The organism is Sporosarcina sp. E16_8 (assembly GCF_017347095.1).
In the GTDB taxonomy this organism is placed as follows: domain Bacteria; phylum Bacillota; class Bacilli; order Bacillales_A; family Planococcaceae; genus Sporosarcina.
Window position 1 is genome coordinate 1 of sequence record NZ_JADPRZ010000057.1, and the last position, 20,407, is coordinate 20,407.

General features: G+C 42.5%; 23 protein-coding genes. 18 read left to right on the forward strand and 5 right to left on the reverse strand.

Going from position 1 to position 20,407, the window contains the following annotated elements; all coding sequences use genetic code 11:
* Window positions 1-325: 325 nt before the first annotated feature.
* Window positions 326-805, reverse strand: a complete 480-nt coding sequence (locus tag I2484_RS18645; protein WP_207152571.1) for an immunoglobulin-like domain-containing protein — start codon at window positions 803-805, stop codon at window positions 326-328.
* Between the two features lie 190 nt (window positions 806-995).
* Between I2484_RS18645 and I2484_RS18650 the strand changes: the two genes are divergently transcribed.
* Window positions 996-1,946, forward strand: coding sequence for a hypothetical protein (locus I2484_RS18650; protein ID WP_207152572.1), 951 nt, complete (start codon window positions 996-998; stop codon window positions 1,944-1,946).
* Window positions 1,947-2,077: 131 nt separating this feature from the next.
* On the opposite strand, the gene I2484_RS18655 is transcribed toward I2484_RS18650, so the two are convergent.
* Complete coding sequence (locus I2484_RS18655; protein ID WP_207152573.1) at window positions 2,078-2,446, reverse strand: VOC family protein; 369 nt, start codon at window positions 2,444-2,446, stop codon at window positions 2,078-2,080.
* 222 nt (window positions 2,447-2,668) lie between these two features.
* Here I2484_RS18655 and I2484_RS18660 point away from each other — a divergent pair, with 222 nt between their 5' ends.
* The 9 genes from I2484_RS18660 (at window position 2,669) to I2484_RS18700 (ending at window position 11,095) form a co-directional block, all read left to right on the forward strand.
* Window positions 2,669-3,451, forward strand: coding sequence for a hypothetical protein (locus I2484_RS18660; RefSeq protein ID WP_207152574.1), 783 nt, complete (start codon window positions 2,669-2,671; stop codon window positions 3,449-3,451).
* A gap of 5 nt (window positions 3,452-3,456) precedes the next feature.
* Entirely contained in the window at window positions 3,457-4,227 is a 771-nt protein-coding gene (locus I2484_RS18665) for a hypothetical protein (RefSeq protein ID WP_207152575.1), read from the forward strand.
* A 2-nt stretch (window positions 4,228-4,229) separates the two neighbouring features.
* Entirely contained in the window at window positions 4,230-4,598 is a 369-nt protein-coding gene (locus I2484_RS18670) for a GntR family transcriptional regulator (protein WP_207152576.1), read from the forward strand.
* Window positions 4,591-5,289, forward strand: coding sequence for an ABC transporter ATP-binding protein (locus I2484_RS18675; RefSeq protein ID WP_207152577.1), 699 nt, complete (start codon window positions 4,591-4,593; stop codon window positions 5,287-5,289). Before I2484_RS18670 ends, I2484_RS18675 begins: the two co-directional genes overlap by 8 nt.
* Before the next feature lie 7 nt (window positions 5,290-5,296).
* Window positions 5,297-6,214, forward strand: coding sequence for an ABC transporter ATP-binding protein (locus I2484_RS18680; protein WP_207152592.1), 918 nt, complete (start codon window positions 5,297-5,299; stop codon window positions 6,212-6,214).
* Window positions 6,183-7,133 carry an ABC transporter permease gene (locus I2484_RS18685; RefSeq protein WP_346014218.1) on the forward strand — a complete coding sequence of 317 codons (951 nt, stop codon included), beginning with the start codon at window positions 6,183-6,185 and terminating at the stop codon, window positions 7,131-7,133. Before I2484_RS18680 ends, I2484_RS18685 begins: the two co-directional genes overlap by 32 nt.
* A gap of 420 nt (window positions 7,134-7,553) precedes the next feature.
* Window positions 7,554-8,942, forward strand: a complete 1,389-nt coding sequence (locus tag I2484_RS18690; protein ID WP_207152579.1) for a TldD/PmbA family protein — start codon at window positions 7,554-7,556, stop codon at window positions 8,940-8,942.
* A gap of 3 nt (window positions 8,943-8,945) precedes the next feature.
* Entirely contained in the window at window positions 8,946-10,289 is a 1,344-nt protein-coding gene (locus I2484_RS18695; protein ID WP_207152580.1) for a TldD/PmbA family protein, read from the forward strand.
* 233 nt (window positions 10,290-10,522) lie between these two features.
* Window positions 10,523-11,095 (forward strand): Rpn family recombination-promoting nuclease/putative transposase, encoded by a 573-nt coding sequence (locus I2484_RS18700; protein WP_207152581.1) that lies wholly within the window; start codon window positions 10,523-10,525, stop codon window positions 11,093-11,095.
* 81 nt (window positions 11,096-11,176) lie between these two features.
* Here the strand turns inward: I2484_RS18700 and mscL are convergent, their stop codons facing one another.
* Both mscL and I2484_RS18710 read right to left on the reverse strand, forming a co-directional pair.
* Entirely contained in the window at window positions 11,177-11,563 is a 387-nt protein-coding gene (gene mscL / locus I2484_RS18705) for a large conductance mechanosensitive channel protein MscL (protein WP_207152593.1), read from the reverse strand.
* A gap of 147 nt (window positions 11,564-11,710) precedes the next feature.
* Window positions 11,711-12,022 (reverse strand): MGMT family protein, encoded by a 312-nt coding sequence (locus tag I2484_RS18710; RefSeq protein ID WP_207152582.1) that lies wholly within the window; start codon window positions 12,020-12,022, stop codon window positions 11,711-11,713.
* Window positions 12,023-12,134: 112 nt separating this feature from the next.
* Between I2484_RS18710 and I2484_RS18715 the strand changes: the two genes are divergently transcribed.
* The gene (locus I2484_RS18715; protein ID WP_207152583.1) at window positions 12,135-12,632 is read left to right on the forward strand and encodes a hypothetical protein; all 498 of its coding nucleotides are present in this window, start codon (window positions 12,135-12,137) and stop codon (window positions 12,630-12,632) included.
* 226 nt (window positions 12,633-12,858) lie between these two features.
* Here the strand turns inward: I2484_RS18715 and I2484_RS18720 are convergent, their stop codons facing one another.
* On the reverse strand, window positions 12,859-13,503 hold the full coding sequence (locus tag I2484_RS18720) for a phosphatase PAP2 family protein (protein ID WP_207152584.1): 645 nt from the start codon (window positions 13,501-13,503) through the stop codon (window positions 12,859-12,861).
* Window positions 13,504-13,656: 153 nt separating this feature from the next.
* Between I2484_RS18720 and I2484_RS18725 the strand changes: the two genes are divergently transcribed.
* From I2484_RS18725 to I2484_RS18755, 7 genes are all read left to right on the forward strand, one after another.
* Window positions 13,657-14,229, forward strand: coding sequence for a glycerol-3-phosphate acyltransferase (locus I2484_RS18725; RefSeq protein ID WP_207152585.1), 573 nt, complete (start codon window positions 13,657-13,659; stop codon window positions 14,227-14,229).
* 4 nt (window positions 14,230-14,233) lie between these two features.
* The gene (locus I2484_RS18730) at window positions 14,234-15,847 is read left to right on the forward strand and encodes an aminotransferase class V-fold PLP-dependent enzyme (protein WP_207152586.1); all 1,614 of its coding nucleotides are present in this window, start codon (window positions 14,234-14,236) and stop codon (window positions 15,845-15,847) included.
* A gap of 20 nt (window positions 15,848-15,867) precedes the next feature.
* Window positions 15,868-16,200: a bacillithiol system redox-active protein YtxJ gene (gene ytxJ / locus I2484_RS18735; RefSeq protein ID WP_207152587.1), complete on the forward strand. Its 333-nt coding sequence runs from the start codon at window positions 15,868-15,870 to the stop codon at window positions 16,198-16,200.
* Between the two features lie 190 nt (window positions 16,201-16,390).
* Window positions 16,391-17,131: a 3-oxoacyl-ACP reductase FabG gene (fabG, locus tag I2484_RS18740; RefSeq protein WP_207152588.1), complete on the forward strand. Its 741-nt coding sequence runs from the start codon at window positions 16,391-16,393 to the stop codon at window positions 17,129-17,131.
* A 255-nt stretch (window positions 17,132-17,386) separates the two neighbouring features.
* Window positions 17,387-18,439: a Delta(5) desaturase DesA gene (gene desA, locus I2484_RS18745; RefSeq protein ID WP_207152589.1), complete on the forward strand. Its 1,053-nt coding sequence runs from the start codon at window positions 17,387-17,389 to the stop codon at window positions 18,437-18,439.
* A 94-nt stretch (window positions 18,440-18,533) separates the two neighbouring features.
* Window positions 18,534-19,664 carry a sensor histidine kinase gene (locus I2484_RS18750; RefSeq protein ID WP_207152590.1) on the forward strand — a complete coding sequence of 377 codons (1,131 nt, stop codon included), beginning with the start codon at window positions 18,534-18,536 and terminating at the stop codon, window positions 19,662-19,664.
* Window position 19,665: 1 nt separating this feature from the next.
* Entirely contained in the window at window positions 19,666-20,277 is a 612-nt protein-coding gene (locus I2484_RS18755) for a response regulator (protein ID WP_207152591.1), read from the forward strand.
* Window positions 20,278-20,407: the final 130 nt, after the last annotated feature.

The following is a 20,407-nucleotide window of genomic DNA, read 5'->3' on the forward strand; positions in this document are numbered from 1 at the left end:
TCGCGATACTGCCATAAAAAAGAGAGTCCGCTCATTTGCGATACTGCCATAAAAAAGAGAGTCTGCTCATTCGCGCTCCTGCCGTAAGAAATAGAAGAATGTCTGCTCATTCGCGCTCCTGCCATAAGAAATGAAAGAAGGTCCGCTCATTCGCGCTCCTGTTATAAGAAAAGAAACGGATTTGCTTCAACGCATCATGGCAACAAACTGACAGAAGAGCAGCAACGGGAGAAATTGAAATTCATAGTGGACGTGGCGAAGGAAGTTTGGGGATAAACACTGATAAACCGGAACAAGGCTCATATGCTTTGTTCAGGTTTATTTCTTATTCCACTGAAAACGGCGCGGCAACGGATAGTTCGTGCATGGGCTCACCTGTTGAAATAAAGGTTTTCACAAGACGGTATTCACCTGGAATCAATGTCACGCCGAGCGCGTCGACCGAAAAAGTCTGTTGTGTTTTACTGCCGGCTGACAACACATTTCCATAGTCTTTGAAAGACGGGTTCTTTAAGAACACGGCATCTGAGTAGGTAATCATATACCACTGGCCATCTTTATTTACTTCTATATGATAAAACTCGCCCAACTGGTAATCGGAGAAGCTGTTGTTTCGCACAAGCGTCTTAATGATGGGAGGCGAACCGATGAATGAATCTTCATCCAATCCAAGTGATAAACCTTCTTCTGATGAAAACATTTCCTGGTCGGGCACGGGATCGTGCAGTGTAGAAACTGTGGGTTCTTTCCCGCAGGCTGAGATGGATAGTATAAGAACAATTGCAATGGACAGTATTTTTTTCATGATGGACACACCTCCACTTCTAGCATATACCTTTAAGGGGGGATAAACCTTCATTGAAATCAATAAATAGCTGTGGATAAGGTGATTTCTCTGACAATTAATTGAGTGTTATCCACATGTGGGTAAAATATAATGTGTAAATGAAACTTCATCCACTTATTTTCGTATAACAGAGAAAGGGGTGGAGTCAATGAGACAGGAAATACACGAACGACAAATGAAATTGACGATGATACGCACTGAGCGCGACCGGGTGACAAGGCGTCTCGGGGGCGCGGAGGTAAAACTTAAAGAAGCAATTATCCAACGTGATAACTTGCATAAAAAACTGACAAAAGAACAACAGGATGTAGTGAAGCTTGGAAAGTTTTCTTTTATGAATAAGATAAGTGAGTGGACAGGTAAATGGGATGAAAAAATGGAAAAGGAAATTTTAGAAGCAGCGGAAGCGGAGCTCTATTATAATGAAGCTGAAAAAATAGTGACGGACTTGGAAGCGGAATCGGTCCGATTGCTTGAAAAGATTAAAAATCCAGACTTCGACTATATTGATGAAGAGTGGGCCGACTTACTGAAGGAGAAAGAGACATGGATTCGATACAATGACACAATTGCGAATGGCACGCTACAAAAAATAGCGGATGACAGGGTAAGACTGCGTTCAATGCTGCGTGAAATTGACGAAGCCTGCGATGCAGGTAACAAGGCAAATAGGGCACTTGATTCGGCACTGGATAAGCTTGGGGCGGCGGAAGGGTTGTCGATATGGGATACGTTCCTTGGCGGCGGCTTGCTGATATCGGCTCTTAAATACTCCGAAATGAATAGCTCCGATGATCTTGTCCATAGCGCGCAACGTGCCCTCCGCCATTTTGAGACGGAACTGATGGATGTCCAGAATGCCGCGACTGAATCATTCTCAGTGAACAAAAATGATATCTTTACATTTACTGATCTGTTTTTTGATAATATTTTTTCGGACTGGATGATTCATTCCCGCATTACAGAAGCGAAAAGTAAGCTGAACGATGTGCTTCGAGATGTGCGTAAGGTTCAAGACCGACTTGCGAGAAAGCGTGATGAATTGCTGCATGAACTGGAACGATTGGATGTGCAAGAGAGGGAGATTATTGAAGCGTGATGGAGTGACTGGATAGTAAGGGGGGTTCGTGGAACTGGCCTGGCAACCCGGTAAATGATAGATTCAAATTAAATACCTCATTGTGCATCCTTTTGCATAATGAGGTGAAATTTAAATGTATTATACACTCTTTATTCAAATGCTAAAAACTCTATCCGGTTGCCAAAGGGGTCATGTGTAAAAAAGCGAGAGCGTCCTTCGATTGGAGGCTCTTCACTAATCTCATAATCAGCTTCTTCCAATCGTGATTTCAATTGATTAAGTGCATTCACCGTAAATCCAGGATGCGCTTTTTTCGCAGGCATGAAGTCTTTCTGGATACCAATATGCACTTCTTGTGAGCCACAAAGGAACCAACAACCGCCGCGTGCTGCCAAATTTTCTGGTTTTGGAATTTCCTCCATACCAAGCAATTCCCCGTAAAACTTCCGTGCTCCATCTTCAGACCCGGGTGGTGCCGCAATTTGGATATGATCAATACCTGTTATAAATTTGCCCATAATCCAACACTCCTCTGAACGTGATATCTCCAGTATAATCCTCATTGAACCGCCGCGCTAATACCCTTTTCCATAACTCTGGCATAAGCAAATCTTATTGACATGGTTGAAAGTAATTTGATTTAACGATCTACTAAACTTATCCCAACAAATCCCTTTACAACTTCTTTGCATATAGTGTACCATGTAACTAATACACTGACACATGAAGGAGGTACGCTGATGAAACAGTGGAACGGGTTGTTGAAAAAAGAATGGGTGACGATGAAGTGGCCGTTACTTACTAGTGCGATACTTGGGATTATTGTAATGTCATTTGTACCACATCTGATAGTCAGATTTTTGGGTTTCAGCACACACGTTTTTGAAGTGGTGCTTGTTATCTGTTTTATCTGGGCGGGTGCAAGTGTGTTAGCACCGGTTATTGCATTGTTTATTATGTTGGAGAGGGAAATGAAACGCCCAGATGTATGGTTTCATTCGACGGCTTCCATTTTTAAATTGGTTGGAGCGAAAGCGTTTTTTGCAACCCTTATTGGTGCTGTGGGATTGTTAATTCCCACAACGGTTCTTGCGGTTCAATACGTATTATTCAGCTCGACAATGGCTACATTTGACGATTTACTTTTCTTTGGAAGTATTTTTATCGTCATGATTTTTGCAGTTTCGATAACATTTATGAGTATCGGATTTTTCTTCTGGGTCATGGATCGGCTGATGAAACCATATTTAAAGGGATTTTCAATTGTTGCAACGATCATTATATTCCTAGTTGCATCTCGGCTATATGCTCTATTTGTCCTCTCCGAACTATACGAGAAGCTGATTTTAATTGGCCCTATTGATTTAATGAAAATCAAAAATCCGAAAATAGATGTGGATTTTATCTACTTCGATCATACTGAAACTTTTTTTTACACGGGTGAAATTTTATTTGATCTATTCTTTACAGTCGTGATGTTTATCATTGCAGCCGTCCTTTTTGAGAAGAAAGTGAGGTTGTAAATCATATGAAAACTTGGAGAGGATTATTGCGGAAAGAATGGGCGCTGATGAAATGGAGACTTATCGTCTTTGTTTTAATCACTAGTGCGATTCAATACATGGGAGTAAATCGCCTGGTTTATGGTCTTCCGGAAGACTTTTACGCTTCAATTCAACCGATAATTGCCCTTTGTTTCATGCTCCACTTGGCGATGGCGGTATCATTGCTTTTCAATAGTCTTGGAAAGGAAATGGAGCGTCCGGACATTTGGCTTCATTCCACAGCATCAGTACGGCAGCTTGTTTTCGCAAAAAGCTCACTGATAGTCTTGACGATTGGCTGCTCGCTATTAATGTGCGGAACGATTGCAACTATCTCCAATTACGCACGCAATGGGGCGGTTCCCATCGTAGATGATCTGTTTTTATTTCTTAGTGTGGGTGTTGTCATTTTGTTGAATGTCATTTATGTAATGGCAATCATTTTTTTCTTCTGGTCGATGTACCAAGTGTTCCGTTCGCGTATTGGTTGGTTCTCGATCATCGTGATTATTGCCTTGTTCAACCTGTGGATCATTGGATGGGGAGTTGTCTGGTCCGCGAAAATAGTCCAACTAGTAATGGAAATAGGGCCTATGCACGGCTCGATTAAGACAGTCGATATTTTAATGTTAAGCAATTATATTGTCCCGAGCGGAACGATTTTAACGATCGGCAGCCTTGTCCTATATGGTTTAATGGCGGTACTTTATTTCGTTGTCGGGTCAATACTGTTCGAAAAGAAAGTGAGGTTATAATGATGGGCATAGATTTTCTTCCAGACAAACCAATTTATCAGCAGCTCATCGACCTGATTGCGGGCAATATTATTCGTGGAACATTAAATCCAGGGGAGAAATTACCGTCCGTTCGTGATTATGCTATTGAAGCCGGTGTGAATGCCAATACGATGCAACGCGTCTATAAGGAGCTGGAGCAGATGGAAATCACTGAAACAAAGAGGGGGCAGGGATCTTTTGTCACGGAAGATGAAGTGAAGATCGCTATGCTTCGTAATGAAATGAAGGAGCAGCTTGTGACGTCATTCATTCAAAGTGTTGAAGCACTCGGTTTTACGAAGTCTGAAATACTGCAGCACCTTCAGGAACGGGGTGGAAAAGATGATTGAACTCAAGAATATAACGAAAAAGTACGGTCGGAGGAAAGCGCTTGAAGACCTGACACTTTCTTTACCACAAGGGAAGATCATTGGCCTCGTCGGGGAAAATGGGAGTGGGAAAACGACGTTGCTGAAACTGATTTCGGGATTGGTGACGCCTGATTCGGGGAGGGCAACGTTCAGCGGAAGTCGCATTACGCGTAAAGTGGCAACCAATATTGCTTATATGCCAGACGCTGACCTATTCTATCCATATTTTACGGTAGGTCAGCTGATTGAGTTTTATGAATCTCAGTTCATTGATTTTAATCCGGCGAAAGCCAAAGAAATAGCGCGGTTTCTGAATTTGTCTCTTGATTTGAAAATAAATAATTTGTCGAAAGGGAACCGCGGACGTGTCAAAATTGCAGTGACTCTTGGGCGTGAAGCCGATTACTATTTGCTCGATGAACCGTTCTCCGGCCTGGATCCGATGGTGCGTGATGATATCGCAAAAGGGCTTATCCGCTTTACTGATCCGGAGCGGCAAACGGTCCTTCTGTCGACGCATGAATTAAAAGAAGTGGAACCATTGCTCGATGAAATCGTAGTACTAAGAGGGGGACGGATAATCGCACATGAAGCGGTTGACGTAATCCGCGATACGTATGGGAAAGATGCTACTTCATGGATGGTGTCATTGTTTAGGGAAGGAAGTTGACGTGGAAATGAAACCGATAGTGGAATTGAAGAATTTATCGAAAACGATAGGCAAGAAAAAGATTATCGACAACTTGAATTTGTCATTGTATCCGGGACAAATTACCGGATTCTTGGGTCCGAACGGGGCGGGAAAAACGACGACGATTCGGATGATGGTTGGGTTAATGGAGCCATCGGGCGGGGATATAGTCATAGACGGGAAATTACTCGCTGATGATTTTGAAGTTGGGCTTTCCAAAGTAGGTGTTATCGTTGAAAACCCGGAAATGTATAAGTTCATGTCCGGCTATAAAAACTTACTGCATTTTGCGCGTATGCAAGAAGGTGTTACAAAAGCACGAATTGAAGAAGTCATTAACCAGGTAGGTATGCAAAACCGTATACACGAAAAAGTATCGACGTATTCACTGGGAATGCGGCAACGGCTAGGACTTGCCCAGGCAATTCTGCATCGTCCTAAATTTTTAATTCTCGATGAACCGACCAACGGACTGGATCCAGCGGGAATCCGCGAATTCCGGACGTATCTCAAGATGATAGCAGAAAAAGAAGGTGTTTCCATTTTCGTTTCGAGCCATATGTTATCTGAAATTGAGCTTATGTGCGATCGGATTGCGGTCATTCAGAATGGTAAATTGGTTGATATTCGGGAAATGTCTGAAACGCAAGAATCTCACTATTATATCGAAATATTCCCGACTGAAACGGCGGAAAGTATGCTGAAAGCTGAAGGATTTGCTGTAGAGGCACATAACGACGGATTTATTATCAAAGCAGAAAAAACACAAATTCCAGGACTCGTACAGCAAATTACGGAGAATGAGATGCAATTATTTGCAGTTCATCCGCATCGCAAGACGCTTGAAGATCAATTCCTAGAAATGACAGGAGGTGGCCAGATTGCTGAGGCTCATACAAAATGAATGGATGAAACTGTGGAGTAAAAAAGGGACATGGGTTATGACGGGCCTACTCATTCTTGCAATTTTAGGGATGTTTGGTCTGACGAAATGGGTCAATACAATGAATAACTTTGACGAACAAGATTGGAAAACGACTGTACAAGGCGAACTGACCTACTCGAAAGAGCAGCTCGGAAACTCGACTCTTGTGGATGGGGAACGGGAACGTCTCGAAGACAAAGTAAAAGTTCTTGAATACCGCCTTGCGAATTCAATTGAACCGCTAAGCGATACTAGCAGGGAAGGCATGATTATGAGTTCGAGTGGTATCGGCTCCATCGCTGTTTTATTGACGGTCATTGTTGCTGCGGGAATTGTCGCGTCTGAATTTACGCAAGGGACAATTAAGATGTTGTTATCTCGTCCCGTAAAAAGATGGAAAATTTTAACGTCCAAATATGTGACGGTTATGCTATTCGGTGCTCTTCTTATGCTCGTTGGTTTCATTGTTTCTATACTTGGTGCGTTTATCTTCTTCCAATCCGGCAACGGGCAAGAACTTGCCTGGAATGGTAAAGAAATCGTAGAAGTATCTGTTTGGGGGAAAGGGCTTTATATGCTGCTCCTGTCATTCGCAAATGTATTTGTGACAGCAACGTTTGCATTCATGATTGGTAGTGTATTCCGTTCTAGTTCACTCGCAATCGGGCTGTCGTTGTTCATCTACTTCATGGGCTCGACGTTGGTTATGCTACTGGCGAAATATGAAGTCGTGAAATACATTGTCTTTACGCATATGGATTTGACGATCTATGAAACTGACTTTCGGATTGTAGAAGGCATTACAATGCCATTTTCAATCGCTGTTCTTGCGGTTTATATCGTGATCTTCCTATCTATCAGTTATACAACATTCATCAAACGCGATATTACTGCATGAAAAGTAAAAAAGCCTTCCAATAATGGAGGGCTTTTTTGCATGTACTTATTTATGACTGCTGAATGTACGAACTAGACCTGCGATATTACCAACGAGTACGAATGCAAACAGTGCGAACATGATGTATATGAACCACATTGACTATCACTCCTTTTATACAATAAATCCTGTTTCCATTATACCACCACCGAGAACGGCAGGCAATATTGTCTGAATAATAGTGATGCTAATTGTGACGGATCTGTTGTTGGAGCGAGGATAATCCCTAAGTGCATGGTCGAACAAAAATTTAGAAATCAGACGTCTGATATGCTTCTTCTTTTCGTGAATTAATTCTCCGAAAATACCAAATCAGTAATGTAAATGCTGTAATTGTATAGAATATTCGCTATAATTAGGCAGTGAAGGGGGATTGGGAATATGATCAAGCAATCAATTATTGAAAACGTATTGGAAGCCGCGCTCTCCACGGGTGGCGATTTCTCAGAAGTATTTATTGAAGATAAGTATGTGAACACAATGGAATTGCAAAGTGGCAAGATCGAGAAAAGTATTTCAGGTCGCGACTTCGGGATAGGTATCCGCATATTTTCAGGGCTCCAATGTATTTATACCTATACGACGGATTTCTCGGAAGCAGGGTTAATTAATGCAGCAAAACGGGCAGCACTTGCGATTAAAGGCGGGGCGAACGGCACAATTCATCCTCTTCAAAAAGAAATCATTCAACCCATCCACACAATTACACAAATGCCGCGAACGGTGGAACATGCACGGAAAGTGGCAGTTATGAGAAAAGCTAATGACATTGCAAAAAACTACGATGAGCGCATCAAACAAGTCGCGCTGCGCTATATCGATGAAGAGCAGAATGTACTTATTGCGAACTCTGAAGGGAAATTCGTTGATGACACACGTGTCTATAGCAGGCTCTCCATTCAGGCGACGGCTTCCGATGGCATTGAAATGCAAACTGGTTTCTATGGACCAGGCGCACATGCTGGTTTTGAATTCATCGAAAATCTGGACCTCAATCATTATGCAGGTGAAGCCGCACGTATTGCGGTGACGATGCTCGAAGCGGATGAATGTCCAAGTGGGAAATTCCCAGTCATTATCGACAATGAATTCGGCGGCGTTATTTTCCACGAAGCTTGCGGGCACGGACTTGAAGCAACTTCTGTTGCAAAAAACAACTCCGTCTTCGCAAATCGAATTGGCGAGAAGGTGGCACCGGATATCGTGACGTACATTGATGACGGTACGCTTCCAAACGAATGGGGATCTCTCAATGTTGACGATGAAGGCGAAAAGACACGAAAAAACATTCTCATTGAAGATGGTATTTTAAAAGGTTATCTCGTCGATAAATTCAATGCACGCCGTATGGATACAGAAGCGACGGGTTCTTCACGCCGCCAGTCGTATCGGTTCAATCCGACATCCCGTATGACGAATACTTATATCGCGCCTGGGAAATCGACGCCAGAAGAAATTATCGCATCGACGGAGCATGGTATTTACGCGAAGTATATGGGTGGTGGTTCTGTGAATCCGGCAACAGGTGATTACAACTTTTCTGTTGCGGAAGCGTACCTCGTGAAAAATGGTAAAATCGATCGCGCTGTCCGTGGTGCAACCTTGATTGGCAATGGTGCAAAAACGCTGCAGCTTGTCGACATGGTTGGCGATAACTTGGCACACGGGGCTGGTATGTGCGGGTCAATCAGTGGAAGCTTGCCAGTTAATGTCGGTCAGCCAATGATTCGTGTCAGTGAAATTACCGTCGGCGGGACGAAGGGGGAATAATTAATGACTATCAACGAATTTCAAAAGAAACTATTAGCTGAAGCAATGGACACTGGTTTCAAAGAAGCTGAAGTTTATTATAAGAAGTCCGAATCATTTCGAGTCATGATTTTCAAAGGAGAAATTGATAGTTACGAGACGTCTGAAGAAGGTGGCCTTGGTTTTCGCGGTCTCTACAATGGGGAAATGGGCTATGCTTATACGGAAAAAATCGAGGAAGCCTCGATTGCATTTTTGATTAACAGCGCAAAAGCAAATGCGGATGTACTTGATGAAGATGACGGAACGGATATTTTTGAGGGCAGTGAAACATATGCAGAGGATGACTTTTATAGCGAAGAACTTGCGCATGTGCCTACCCTTAAGAAAATCGAACTGATCAAGTCAATTGAAGAGAAAACTTTTGCATATGACCCGCGTGTTGTCACTCTCAACTATTGCATGCTGCAAGACTTTTCCGAAGAGCGTGTTATGGAGAATAACAAAGGCCTTTCATTGAATGAAAAGCAGAACGGTCTTATTATTTATATTTCGGCTGTCGTCAAAGACGGGGAAGAAATGAAAACCGGGAGCTTCAGTAAAATGACGCGCGACTTTAATGAGCTCGACGCCGATGCAATTGCGAAAGAAGTGGCGGAAGAGGCATTGTCAAATCTAGGGGAACGATCCATTTCGACACGGAAATACCCAATCATCATGCGCCACGATGCATCCGCGTCGTTACTAGCTGCGTTTACACCGGTCTTTTCGGCCGAAAACACGCAAAAGGGCCAGTCGTTACTAAATGGAAAAGTGGGAGAAAAGATTGCGGCCGAAACATTCACGCTGCTTGACGATCCGTCTCATCCTGACGCAATTGCCGGTTCGAATTTTGACGGTGAAGGCGTAGCGACCAAAAAACGTGAAATCGTCTCAAATGGAACACTGGAAACGCTACTTCATAACCGGAAAACGGCAAAAAAAGATGGCGTTGAAACAACAGGGCATGCACGCAAGCCTTCGTATAAAAGCACACTGACAATCGCTCCGTTGAATATGTATATCGCTCCGGGTAACAAGAGCAAAGAAGAACTAATTGCATCTATGGAAGAAGGCGTATTTATCACAGGCTTATCTGGCCTTCATTCTGGAGCCAGTACGGTCTCGGGTGACTTCTCCCTTGCAGCAACAGGCTTCCATATTAAAGGTGGGAAAATTGCATCAGCCGTCAAGCAGATGACAATTGCCGGTAACTTCTTCGATTATTTAAAAGATATCGAAGAGGCAGGGTCAGACCTGAAATTTAGGCCAGGCGGTTATGGCTCACCTTCGTTAGTCGTGAAAGAGCTTTCTGTTACAGTAGATTGAGTAAGGAAGGCGATCCGGGTAATGGGGTCGCCTTTTCGTTTTGTTAATCTTGTTGTTAACTCATCGAATGAAGTAGTCGTACAACTTGTATTGCACCAGGTGAACTGTTTGGTTTGGCGATTGTATGTCTATCTGCGAGCGATCATATCCATGTGTTGGCATCATAAAAGAGTGCGAGCGATCATATCCATGCGTTGGCGATCATAAAAGAGTGCGAGCGATCATATCCATGCGTGACCGATCATAAATCACCTGAACCCGATCAACTGCCTGACAATCATCTGTTTGAATCTAAGAAAAAGTATACAAAACTAACGAAGCCAGTCCAAATTGTCATCACAGACTTCCCTTATTTGCCATTTGACGAATTTCAAAGTAGGTTTCATATAATCGAAAAAAATCAATTGTACACGTATACTGACCACTTGGAAAGGCATGTTCTTGAACTGCCGAAAATGAATAAACAAGTGAAGGAAAACCCAGACTCACTGGAAAAGTGGCTTCTATTTTTGAAAGGCGATCGAAAAACGAAGGGGGAATTAGCGATGCAAGAACCGACATTCCAAAAAGCGTATGATGAGCTTAATCAGATGAGTAATGACAAGGAAATGCGTGCACGTGCATTATCCCGTGACATATTTTTAAAGGACCAAATGCAGTATCAGGATGACGCGAGGGAAGAAGGAAGAATCCAAAGCCAAATGGAAAGTGTGAAACTTCTATTTAAAAAAGAGAAATCACCATTGGAAATTTTGGAACTTCTAGAAATTCCACTTTCGACAGTTCATGACTATCTTTCGCTATAAATACAGAAGTGAACTATCAGTTTGTCTTCAAATAAAAAGAGGACAGTCCCATGGCAGGATTGTCCTCTTTTAAAGTACATATTATAGCGTTTTTCCTTCTTTTAGCAAGTCACGAATCTCTATGAGTAGTACTTCTTTAGGATCTACTTCAGGCACTGCTTCTTCAACCACTGATTCTTCTTTTCGTTTAAATTTCGCCATCAGACGGATCACCATGAAAATGACAAACGCGACGATGAGAAAATCAAAAATAGATTGAAGGAAAACACCGTATGTAACATCTGCATCTCCGATTTTCTGATGCATGCCTGAAAAGTCAATGCCACCAGAAATGGCTCCAATAAGCGGCGTAATAATATTTTCAACGAGTGAAGATACGATTTTGCCGAAAGCGGCACCAATTACAACTGCAATGGCGAGATCGAATACGTTTCCTCTGAGTGCGAAGTCTTTAAAGTCTTTAAGTATGTCTCTCATTCCCTACCTATTAATATTTTCATAGCACGGGCAAGCCGTATTCCAATAGTACCCTCTACAAAAGTATTATAAACCAGTTTTCACTAATTTTAATAGAGGAAAAGTACACATTTTTGGATTACGGTGTTTTAGTCATTTTCAACCCCCCTCAACATCAAGAGGGAACCATCGGTACACGGTCAAATCAATTTTTCCATTCTCTTTGAAAATAATTCCTTCCATCTCAAGCAACTCACGTTGGTCACCATCCGTAAGTGAAATTTTGCCTTGCACATTGATAATTCGATGCCAAGGCAAGCCGTATTTTTTACTCATTGAATGCAACACCCGCACAACTTGCCTTGCACCACGTGGACTTCCGGCGGTTGCGGCAACTTGACCATAAGTCATGACTTTTCCAGCGGGTATGCCTTGGATGATTCGAATGACACGTTCTGTGAATAAATTCATATAGAACAGCCTCCTTGCGTCATTTTCATTGTACCAAATTTGATTGAAACTAATTCCATTCAAGGACGTATAGTTATATAGAAGAGTTTGGAAATGGAAGGGATTGACTTGTATGAGTGAATTATTCGCAAAGCGCACAGGTATTGGGTTCGCGTTAAAAGCAGCTGGGCTGGTCGTTATTGCATGGGGTATTATTCAAGGATTTATAATTATTGTTTCGTTCGGAGATTCATTTTCCAATGGAATGGGGTTAGCTGCTTTTTTGAATACCATTTTCACCTATTCGATTTGCGGAGTCCTGATTATTGGCTTCGGGGAGGTCATTGAGTTATTGCAAAAGATTCATGACCAAAATGACCCGAAAGTACACGCGTTACAGGTAATGGAGGCTAATTCGCATATTGTTGCTAACACGCCAGTTCCTTTAGCTGTCGAGCAGGAGATAAAAGAATTTTATGCAAATCAAAACATCTGGGCCGACTCGATATCACCTTCGAAAAATCGTGATGTCTTCATTGTGAAAGTAAATGGACGTACAGAGTACATTGAACTTGGAGGACTTACGCCAGAAATCCTTGCAGATGAAGAGGTAACCAGGTATTTCGGCTAGCAAGTTTTGTAGTAGGTATTAAAGTAGTGTCTTAAAATATGTTGGAATGGGAATTATTTTGCATATTATTGTGGAGTAAAACAGTTTACGTTGCCAGAAGGCCACCAGAATTAGTAGTTAGAATTTCCCGGGAAATGGATTAAATAAGAGCTTTTGCTTTGATTGATTTATCATGCACCTAAAAATAGACCGCCACACGCCATTTTTCGATGCGAAGCGGTCCCTCTTATCTCGCACGTTCGTTCTGGAAATACGCGTAGACTGAAATAGAAATCGTTGCCCAAAGCGCACTGGCCACGAATCCTCCAACTATATCGCTTGGATAATGGACGCCAAGGTAAATGCGGCTTGTGCCAATCATGATGATCATAAAGGCGGTGAACAAAACAAGAACAACTCGACTCGCTGTTGTTTTTACATTTCGCCAAGCGATATATGCAATGATTGCGTAAAGAGCGAATGCCATCATCGAATGACCACTTGGGAAGCTAAAGCCTTTGGCATCCATGATACGGTGGATCTCTGGTCGTTCTCGCTTGAAATAGATTTTGAGCAATCTGTTAAGTATGACGGAACCGGCGATCACTGCTATCAATAGAAATGCTTGATGACGGTAGCGCAGTACAAAGTATAAGACGATGAATCCGATCAAGGCAATTGCTGCAACGACCAAACCTGAACCAATCCACGAAAACACTTTCATAATAGAAGTCAGCCACGGTGCTTCCAGTCCTTGGACAAATCCAATAACGGCAGTATCGAAGTGTGCAATCGATTCGTTTCCTACAGCGGCAGCGATATATCCAAAAGCAATACCGAAGAAGATGCAAAGAACAAATACTACTAGAAGATGAATTGATAGTTCAGGCATGGAATGCACTCCTTTCAATTAACTATAACTGTATACTACTCTAAAGTGACAGCTACAAAGAATAATGTTAATGGACAAGTTGAAAGTATTAATACATATTCAAGAAAGATGCTACACTAGAAAGAACCTATCATTTACCATAAAGGATCGATTATGACACTTATACTTTTAGTAGTTGGCTCGTACATACTGGGCAATGTGCTGATGGGATCGGTTATTAGTAACTTCTTTTTTAAGAAGGATATACGAGTAGAAGGAAGCGGAAATCCCGGTGCACGTAATGCCGGGCGGGTGTTTGGAAAAAAAGCATTCATTGCAACATTCATTGGAGACGCATTGAAAGGGGCATTGGCCGTTTTTGTTGCCAAGTGGCTTGGTTTCGGAGCGGCCGTGGAACTTTGTGCATTATTCGCTGTGACGTTGGGGCATGTATATCCACTATTCTTGAAGTTCCGCGGCGGGATGGGCGTATCGACTTTCATAGGCGGTATGCTTGCATTCAATCCACTATTATTTGCTGTTTTTGTGGGTTTATTCACCGTATTCTATCCGCTTGTAAAAAGCTTCACGTTAGCCGGGCTAAGTGCGGTCCTATTGATGCCGGTTTTAGTGCTCGTTTTTTCATACGGAATACCTGTATTCATTGCAACCTGTTTGTTATCAGTACTTCTTTTATTTACGCATCGAGTTGATTTGAAACAGAAACTTATGCCAGAAAAGAGTTGAGAGAATGAGTTTTGTTTATAAAATTGCAGAAACAGCTTTGGAATTCGAACAGATTCATGAGTTGAATTACCGGACGTTTGCCGAGGAGATTCCGCAGCACGACCGAAACGAATCACATAAACTTGTCGACAAATTTCACGATGAAAATACATATATTATTTGCAAGAAAGATAATCGTGTCGTCGGAATGATTGCGATGCGAAGTGAACGCCCATTTTCACTCGATGGAAAAATTGGTCCAGTTGAACATCAATTACCGTTTCAAGCCAAAAACCCTGTGGAAATCAGGCTTCTTGCGATTGAACAGGACTATCGAAATGGCAGGGCATTTTTAGGACTTGCTCAGGCATTAGTCCAATATTGCCTTAAAGCGGGCTATGACGCCGCTCTCATCTCGGGGACAGTTCGAGAACAGAAGTTATACGGACAACTTGGATTTTCACCGTTTGCACAATTGACAGGAACTGCAGACGCTGCCTTCCAACCAATGTATTTGACGAAAGAAACGTTTGAAGCAGGCGTTGCGGGAAGAATCTCAAAACCACTTGTCAATTTTCTACCAGGTCCAGCGACAATTTCTGATGGCGTAAGAAAGGCTATGATGGCAGAACCGTTCTCACATCGGTCGTCTGAGTTCGAAAGTCTATTGCAACGCGTGAAAGACAAACTGACCGCATTGACAGATGCCAATTACGTCCAAATCCTTCAAGGGACAGGTACGCTTGCGAATGACGTTGTTGCAGCTCAGTTAAGTATGCACAGTGGTAAAGGACTTATACTGGTGAACGGTGAATTTGGCTTGAGACTCACTGATCATGCTCAGCGTTTCAGTATGGAGTTCGACACAATGGAAATCGAGTGGGGGGCTGCTTTTGATGCCGAAGAAATTCGAGACGCATTATGCTCGGGTCGCTACAGTTGGTTATGGTGTGTCCATTGTGAAACGTCGACTGGTGTGCTGAACGATCTGTATTCATTCAAAAATCTCTGTTCACAATACGACATCACACTGGCTGTGGATTGTGTGAGTGCGATTGGGACAACGGCAATCGATCTCACTGGGGTCGCCTATGCAACAGGTGTTAGTGGCAAAGGACTGTTGAGCTATACAGGTCTATCTTTCGTATTTCATAATGAAGAAATCGTCCAGAGTAATAAATTGCCGCGCTATCTTGACCTAGGTATTTACGCGGAAGCACGAGGGATTCCGTATACCCAGTCTTCCAACTTGGTATCTGCGCTTGACGTAGCTTTACTGAGATTTGAGCATCCGGCAGAAGTCTTTGCGGCTATTTCAAATCGTGCACGTAAAGTCAGGAAGGCCGTTGAACAGGTAGGTTTGACAATTTTGGCGTCGGAGAAATGGGCCGCAGATGGCATTGTCACGATTGCTTTACCGAAAGGATTATCCGCAATTCAGCTCGGCGATAATTTGTTTTTGAACGGTTTCAATGTCCATTATGAGAGCGCTTATTTGCGCGAAAGGAATTGGCTTCAAATTTCTTGCATGAACGTAGTAGCGGAAAAAGAGCTCACTAGAATGCTCCAACTGCTCCCTTTGTTAACATCCACGGATGAGCAAGTGTTTACCACTAACTCTAAAGGGAAAACATATTAATATAGAAGGAGTTGAAGGTTATGAAAGAATTAAAAACAGTTACTGAGTGGTACGAAGTGTTAGAACAATCGAAAGAAAATCCTTTGTTCGTATTAAAACATAGCACGACATGTCCAGTTAGTGCCGCAGCCTATAATGCGTTTGAGTCATCTGCAGTGGAGGTACCAAAATATTTTCTTGAAGTACAAGATAGCCGGCCCGTTTCCAATGAAATTGAAAGTAATCTGCATGTTGAACACCAATCGCCCCAATTGTTTTTAGTGAAAGATGGACAAGCAATCTGGCAGGCAACCCATTATTCAATTAGTGGATCGAAAATTGGTAAAGCCCTAGAGGAATACGGAAGTAACTAATATGAAACGGGCGCCCTAATTGGGGAGTGCCTGTTTTTTTTAGTTGTATACTGCAAATAAGCTGTAACAGAGTGACTTTTCGTTTAGACCCCAGCGCATACACTTTTGTTCTACAGAATATAAATAACTATGGTAAAATAAAAGTTGTTCAAATAGTCTATTAAATAACGAGTGAAAGTAGGTTCTTTATATGCGTTTACAAGATAAAACGGTTGTCATAACAGGTGGAGCGAATGGAATTGGTGCAGTTGCTGCTACACTTTTGGGTAAAAAAGGGGCACAGATCGCTATTGTGGATTTTGATAAAAAGGCCGGAGAGGCAAAAGCGCAACAACTACATGAATTGGGCATCGAGGCCGCTTTCTTCCAGGCGGATGTTTCCGATAGTGAAAATGTCATAGAGGTAGCAGCAAAAGTTATTGAACAGTTTGGCAAAGTTGATATCCTCATTAACAATGCAGGTATTACAAAAGATGCGATGATGCTGAAGCTAAAAGTGGATGATTTTAAGCGAGTGATTGATGTGAATTTGACGGGCGTCTTCAATTGTACGCAAGCGTTCCTTCCGACGATGCTTGCTCAAGGGAAAGGGAAAATCATTAATACGTCTTCGATTGCAGGAACGGGTGGCAACGTCGGTCAAACGAATTATGCTGCAGCAAAAGCGGGCGTCATAGGCATGACAAGGACGTGGGCGAAGGAATTCGGTCGCAAAGGTATCAACGTAAATGCGGTTGCACCAGGTTTCATCGAAACGGATATGATTGATACGATTCCGCAGAAAGTCTTGGATCAGATCAAGTTGATGACACCTTATCCTCGATTAGGAACGCCGGAAGACGTAGCCAATGCGTATCTATTTTTGGCTTCCGACGAATCTGATTTCATTAACGGGACCGTTTTAGAAGTAGATGGCGGCATGTTGAAATAACGGGAATTGTGCGAGAGGAAACCGAATACGATTAGCAGCCTATCACTGTAATGGTTAGCCTCGATGTTGTTACCTGTTGCAGGGCTCTGTTGAGTAGGACAAGATATTGTTTGTGAATTAATTCACAATAAGTGACACTTGTCATATTAAAATTCATGACAGTTATGTCTTCTGTGAAGTCCGAAAGTTCTTTATCATTAGATTCAAGATAGCGAATCAGAAAAAGAACATAAGATTGAAGGAGGATTACACAACATGTCTAAAGAAAAAACAAAACAGCTACACAAAGACGTTGCCCCTTTTGCTAAGTCAGATAAAAAGAAAAGTATTATGCAGCTTATCAATACAGTCCCACCATTTCTAATCCTATGGTTCTTAGCGTACCAAAGTTTGTCGGTGTCGATTTGGCTAACACTTGGAATTTGTGTTATTGCAGCAGGATTTGTCATTCGGACATTCATCATCTTCCATGATTGTACACACGGTTCATTCTTCAAAAACAAGAAAACAAATGATATTGTCGGTACCATTACCGGCGTTCTTACACTGTTTGCATATGAAAAGTGGAAACGTGAACACTCGATTCACCATGCAACGAGCTCGAATCTTGACAAGCGCGGTACGGGAGACATTTGGATCATGACGATTGAAGAGTACGTGGAAGCATCGAAATGGCAGCGTTTTGGTTACCGCTTATACCGTAACCCAATCGTTATGTTCGGTTTCGGACCCCTGTTCCTTGTCCTAATCTCAAGCCGTTTCAACCGTAAGGATGCACGTAAAAAAGAACGTAATAACACGTATTTAACAAATGTAATACTTGTTGCCCTTTACACAGGTATGATTTTACTTATCGGCTGGCAGGCATTTGTTCTTATACAAGGAACAATTATGTTTGTTGCCGGATCACTAGGTATTTGGTTATTCTATATTCAACATACATTTGAAGATTCGTATTTCGAAGAGGAATCTGAGTGGGATTATGTGAAAGCTGCTATCGATGGCAGTTCATACTACAAGTTACCGCGTGTGTTGCAGTGGGCGACAGGAAACATCGGTTTCCATCATGTCCATCACTTGTCACCACGTGTTCCGAATTATAACTTGGAACTAGCACACGAATCGACACCACCTCTTCATCAGGCAACAACGATTACGATTAAAGAAAGTTTGTCGTCAATCCGTTACCGTTTGTATGACCCGGAGAAGATGCGGTTTATCGCGTTTAAAGACGTGAAGCATATGCTGAAAGCGGCACGTCCTTCAATTGACTTGAAACCAAAACGCACCACTTTCGACTCGAAATAATAGTGAAAACAGCCATCTCTTCAGAGGATGGCTGTTTTTTTCATCTCATTATTTGGTACAATGGAAAGTATAGACAGGATGGTGAAACAAAGATATGCAAAGTTGGTATAGTATTTTCCCGAAAAATCCTTGGCTTAGTATTTATGCATGGGCAGTATTTTGTTTTCTTCCATTCTTTTTCATATTCAGGTCATCGTCGCCCATTGAAATTTCCATTGGAATATCACTGTTATTCTTATTTTTCCTGTCGTATCGATTTTCATTCAAATCAAAAAGCGGACTTGTTTATATGTGGATTAGTTTTGAAATTGTGATAACCGTCGTTATGACACTGTTATTCGGCTATGTGTATTTATCCATCTTTACGGCGTTTTTCATTGGTAATATTCGCAATCAAGTCGGATTCTTCATTATATACGGGCTACATATTGCCATTACAATCATTGCGATTGTCGTAGGCTTTTTCATCGAACTCGATTTATTTCTTCCGCAAGTTCATTTCATCCTCATCTCGGTGATTGGTGTCGTACTATTGCCATTCAATTTGTATAACCGAAATAAGCGTGAAAACTTGGTAGGGCAATTGGAACATGCCAACGAACGGATTTCAGAGTTAATTATAGTGGAGGAACGGGAACGGATTTCTCGTGATTTACATGATACACTTGGTCAAAAGTTATCATTGATTGGCTTAAAGAGTGATTTAGCTGGCAAGCTAGTGTCTCGTGATCCTAGAGCTGCTGAAAGGGAGTTACAGGATATAAGACAGACGGCCAGCACAGCGCTGAAGGAAGTCCGGGAGTTAGTGGCGGGTATGCGGGCAACGAAGTTGGAAGATGAATTGATTCGCATTAAGCAGATGTTGAAGGCAGCTGAAATGGAGTACACCATTGAAGGGGATCCATCGTTCACTAATATCCCGGCCATCGTTGAAAGCGTACTGAGTATGTGCTTGAAAGAGGCCGTGACAAACGTTGTGAAGCATAGTTATGGCAAGACTTGCTGTGTGTCATTTGAACAATTGCCGAACGAATTTGTCATCAATGTAGTAGACGATGGAATCGGCATTACAAGGGGTGGGGAAACGTCGCCTGGCAATGGTTTGACTGGCATGCGCGAGCGGCTTGAGTTTGTTAACGGAAGTCTTCGAGTCGAGGGTGGCGAAGGCACGAAATTATCGATTCGTGTTCCAGCAGTCATACAACATATTATGGAGAGTGATTGATGTGATACGTATTGTCATAGCGGAAGACCAAGGGATGATGCTGGGAGCACTTGGATCATTATTGAATATGGAAGATGATATGGAAGTTGTCGGAAAAGCGAAAAATGGGGAAGAAGCGGTCGCGCTGGTGAAAGAGCATCAGCCGGATGTCTGCGTAATGGACATTGAAATGCCGGTGATGACAGGGCTCGACGCAGCAGAGGCGTTACATGATGAGCCATGTAAAATCATTATCCTGACGACATTTGCTAGAACAGGTTACTTCGAACGTGCGAGGAAAGCGGGCGTACGCGGTTATTTATTGAAAGACAGTCCGATTGAAGAGTTGGTCAGTTCAATCCGAACGATAATGGATGGCAGACGGATTTACGCACCAGAGCTCGTTGACATTGCCTACGGGGATGGGGATGAGACGGTAAATCCGTTGACGGAGCGAGAAAGCCAAGTGCTTGGACTGATTGCTGAAGGGAAGACGACAAAAGAAATCGCTGGCGAGTTGTATTTGACGCCTGGTACAGTGCGAAATTACATCTCCACGATTTTGGATAAGCTCGGTGTTGGGAACCGAATTGAAGCGATTTCTCGGTTTAAGGAGAAGGGCTGGTTTAAGTGAGTTTGTTGCATATGAAGACGGTGAGCCGACAGCGATGTCGGTTTTTTGTCGTTCGGGGTGAGGTATGCATACATACCGAGCATATCCCACTGGCAACCGAGCATAAAACAGAAGAACCGAGCACATCCCA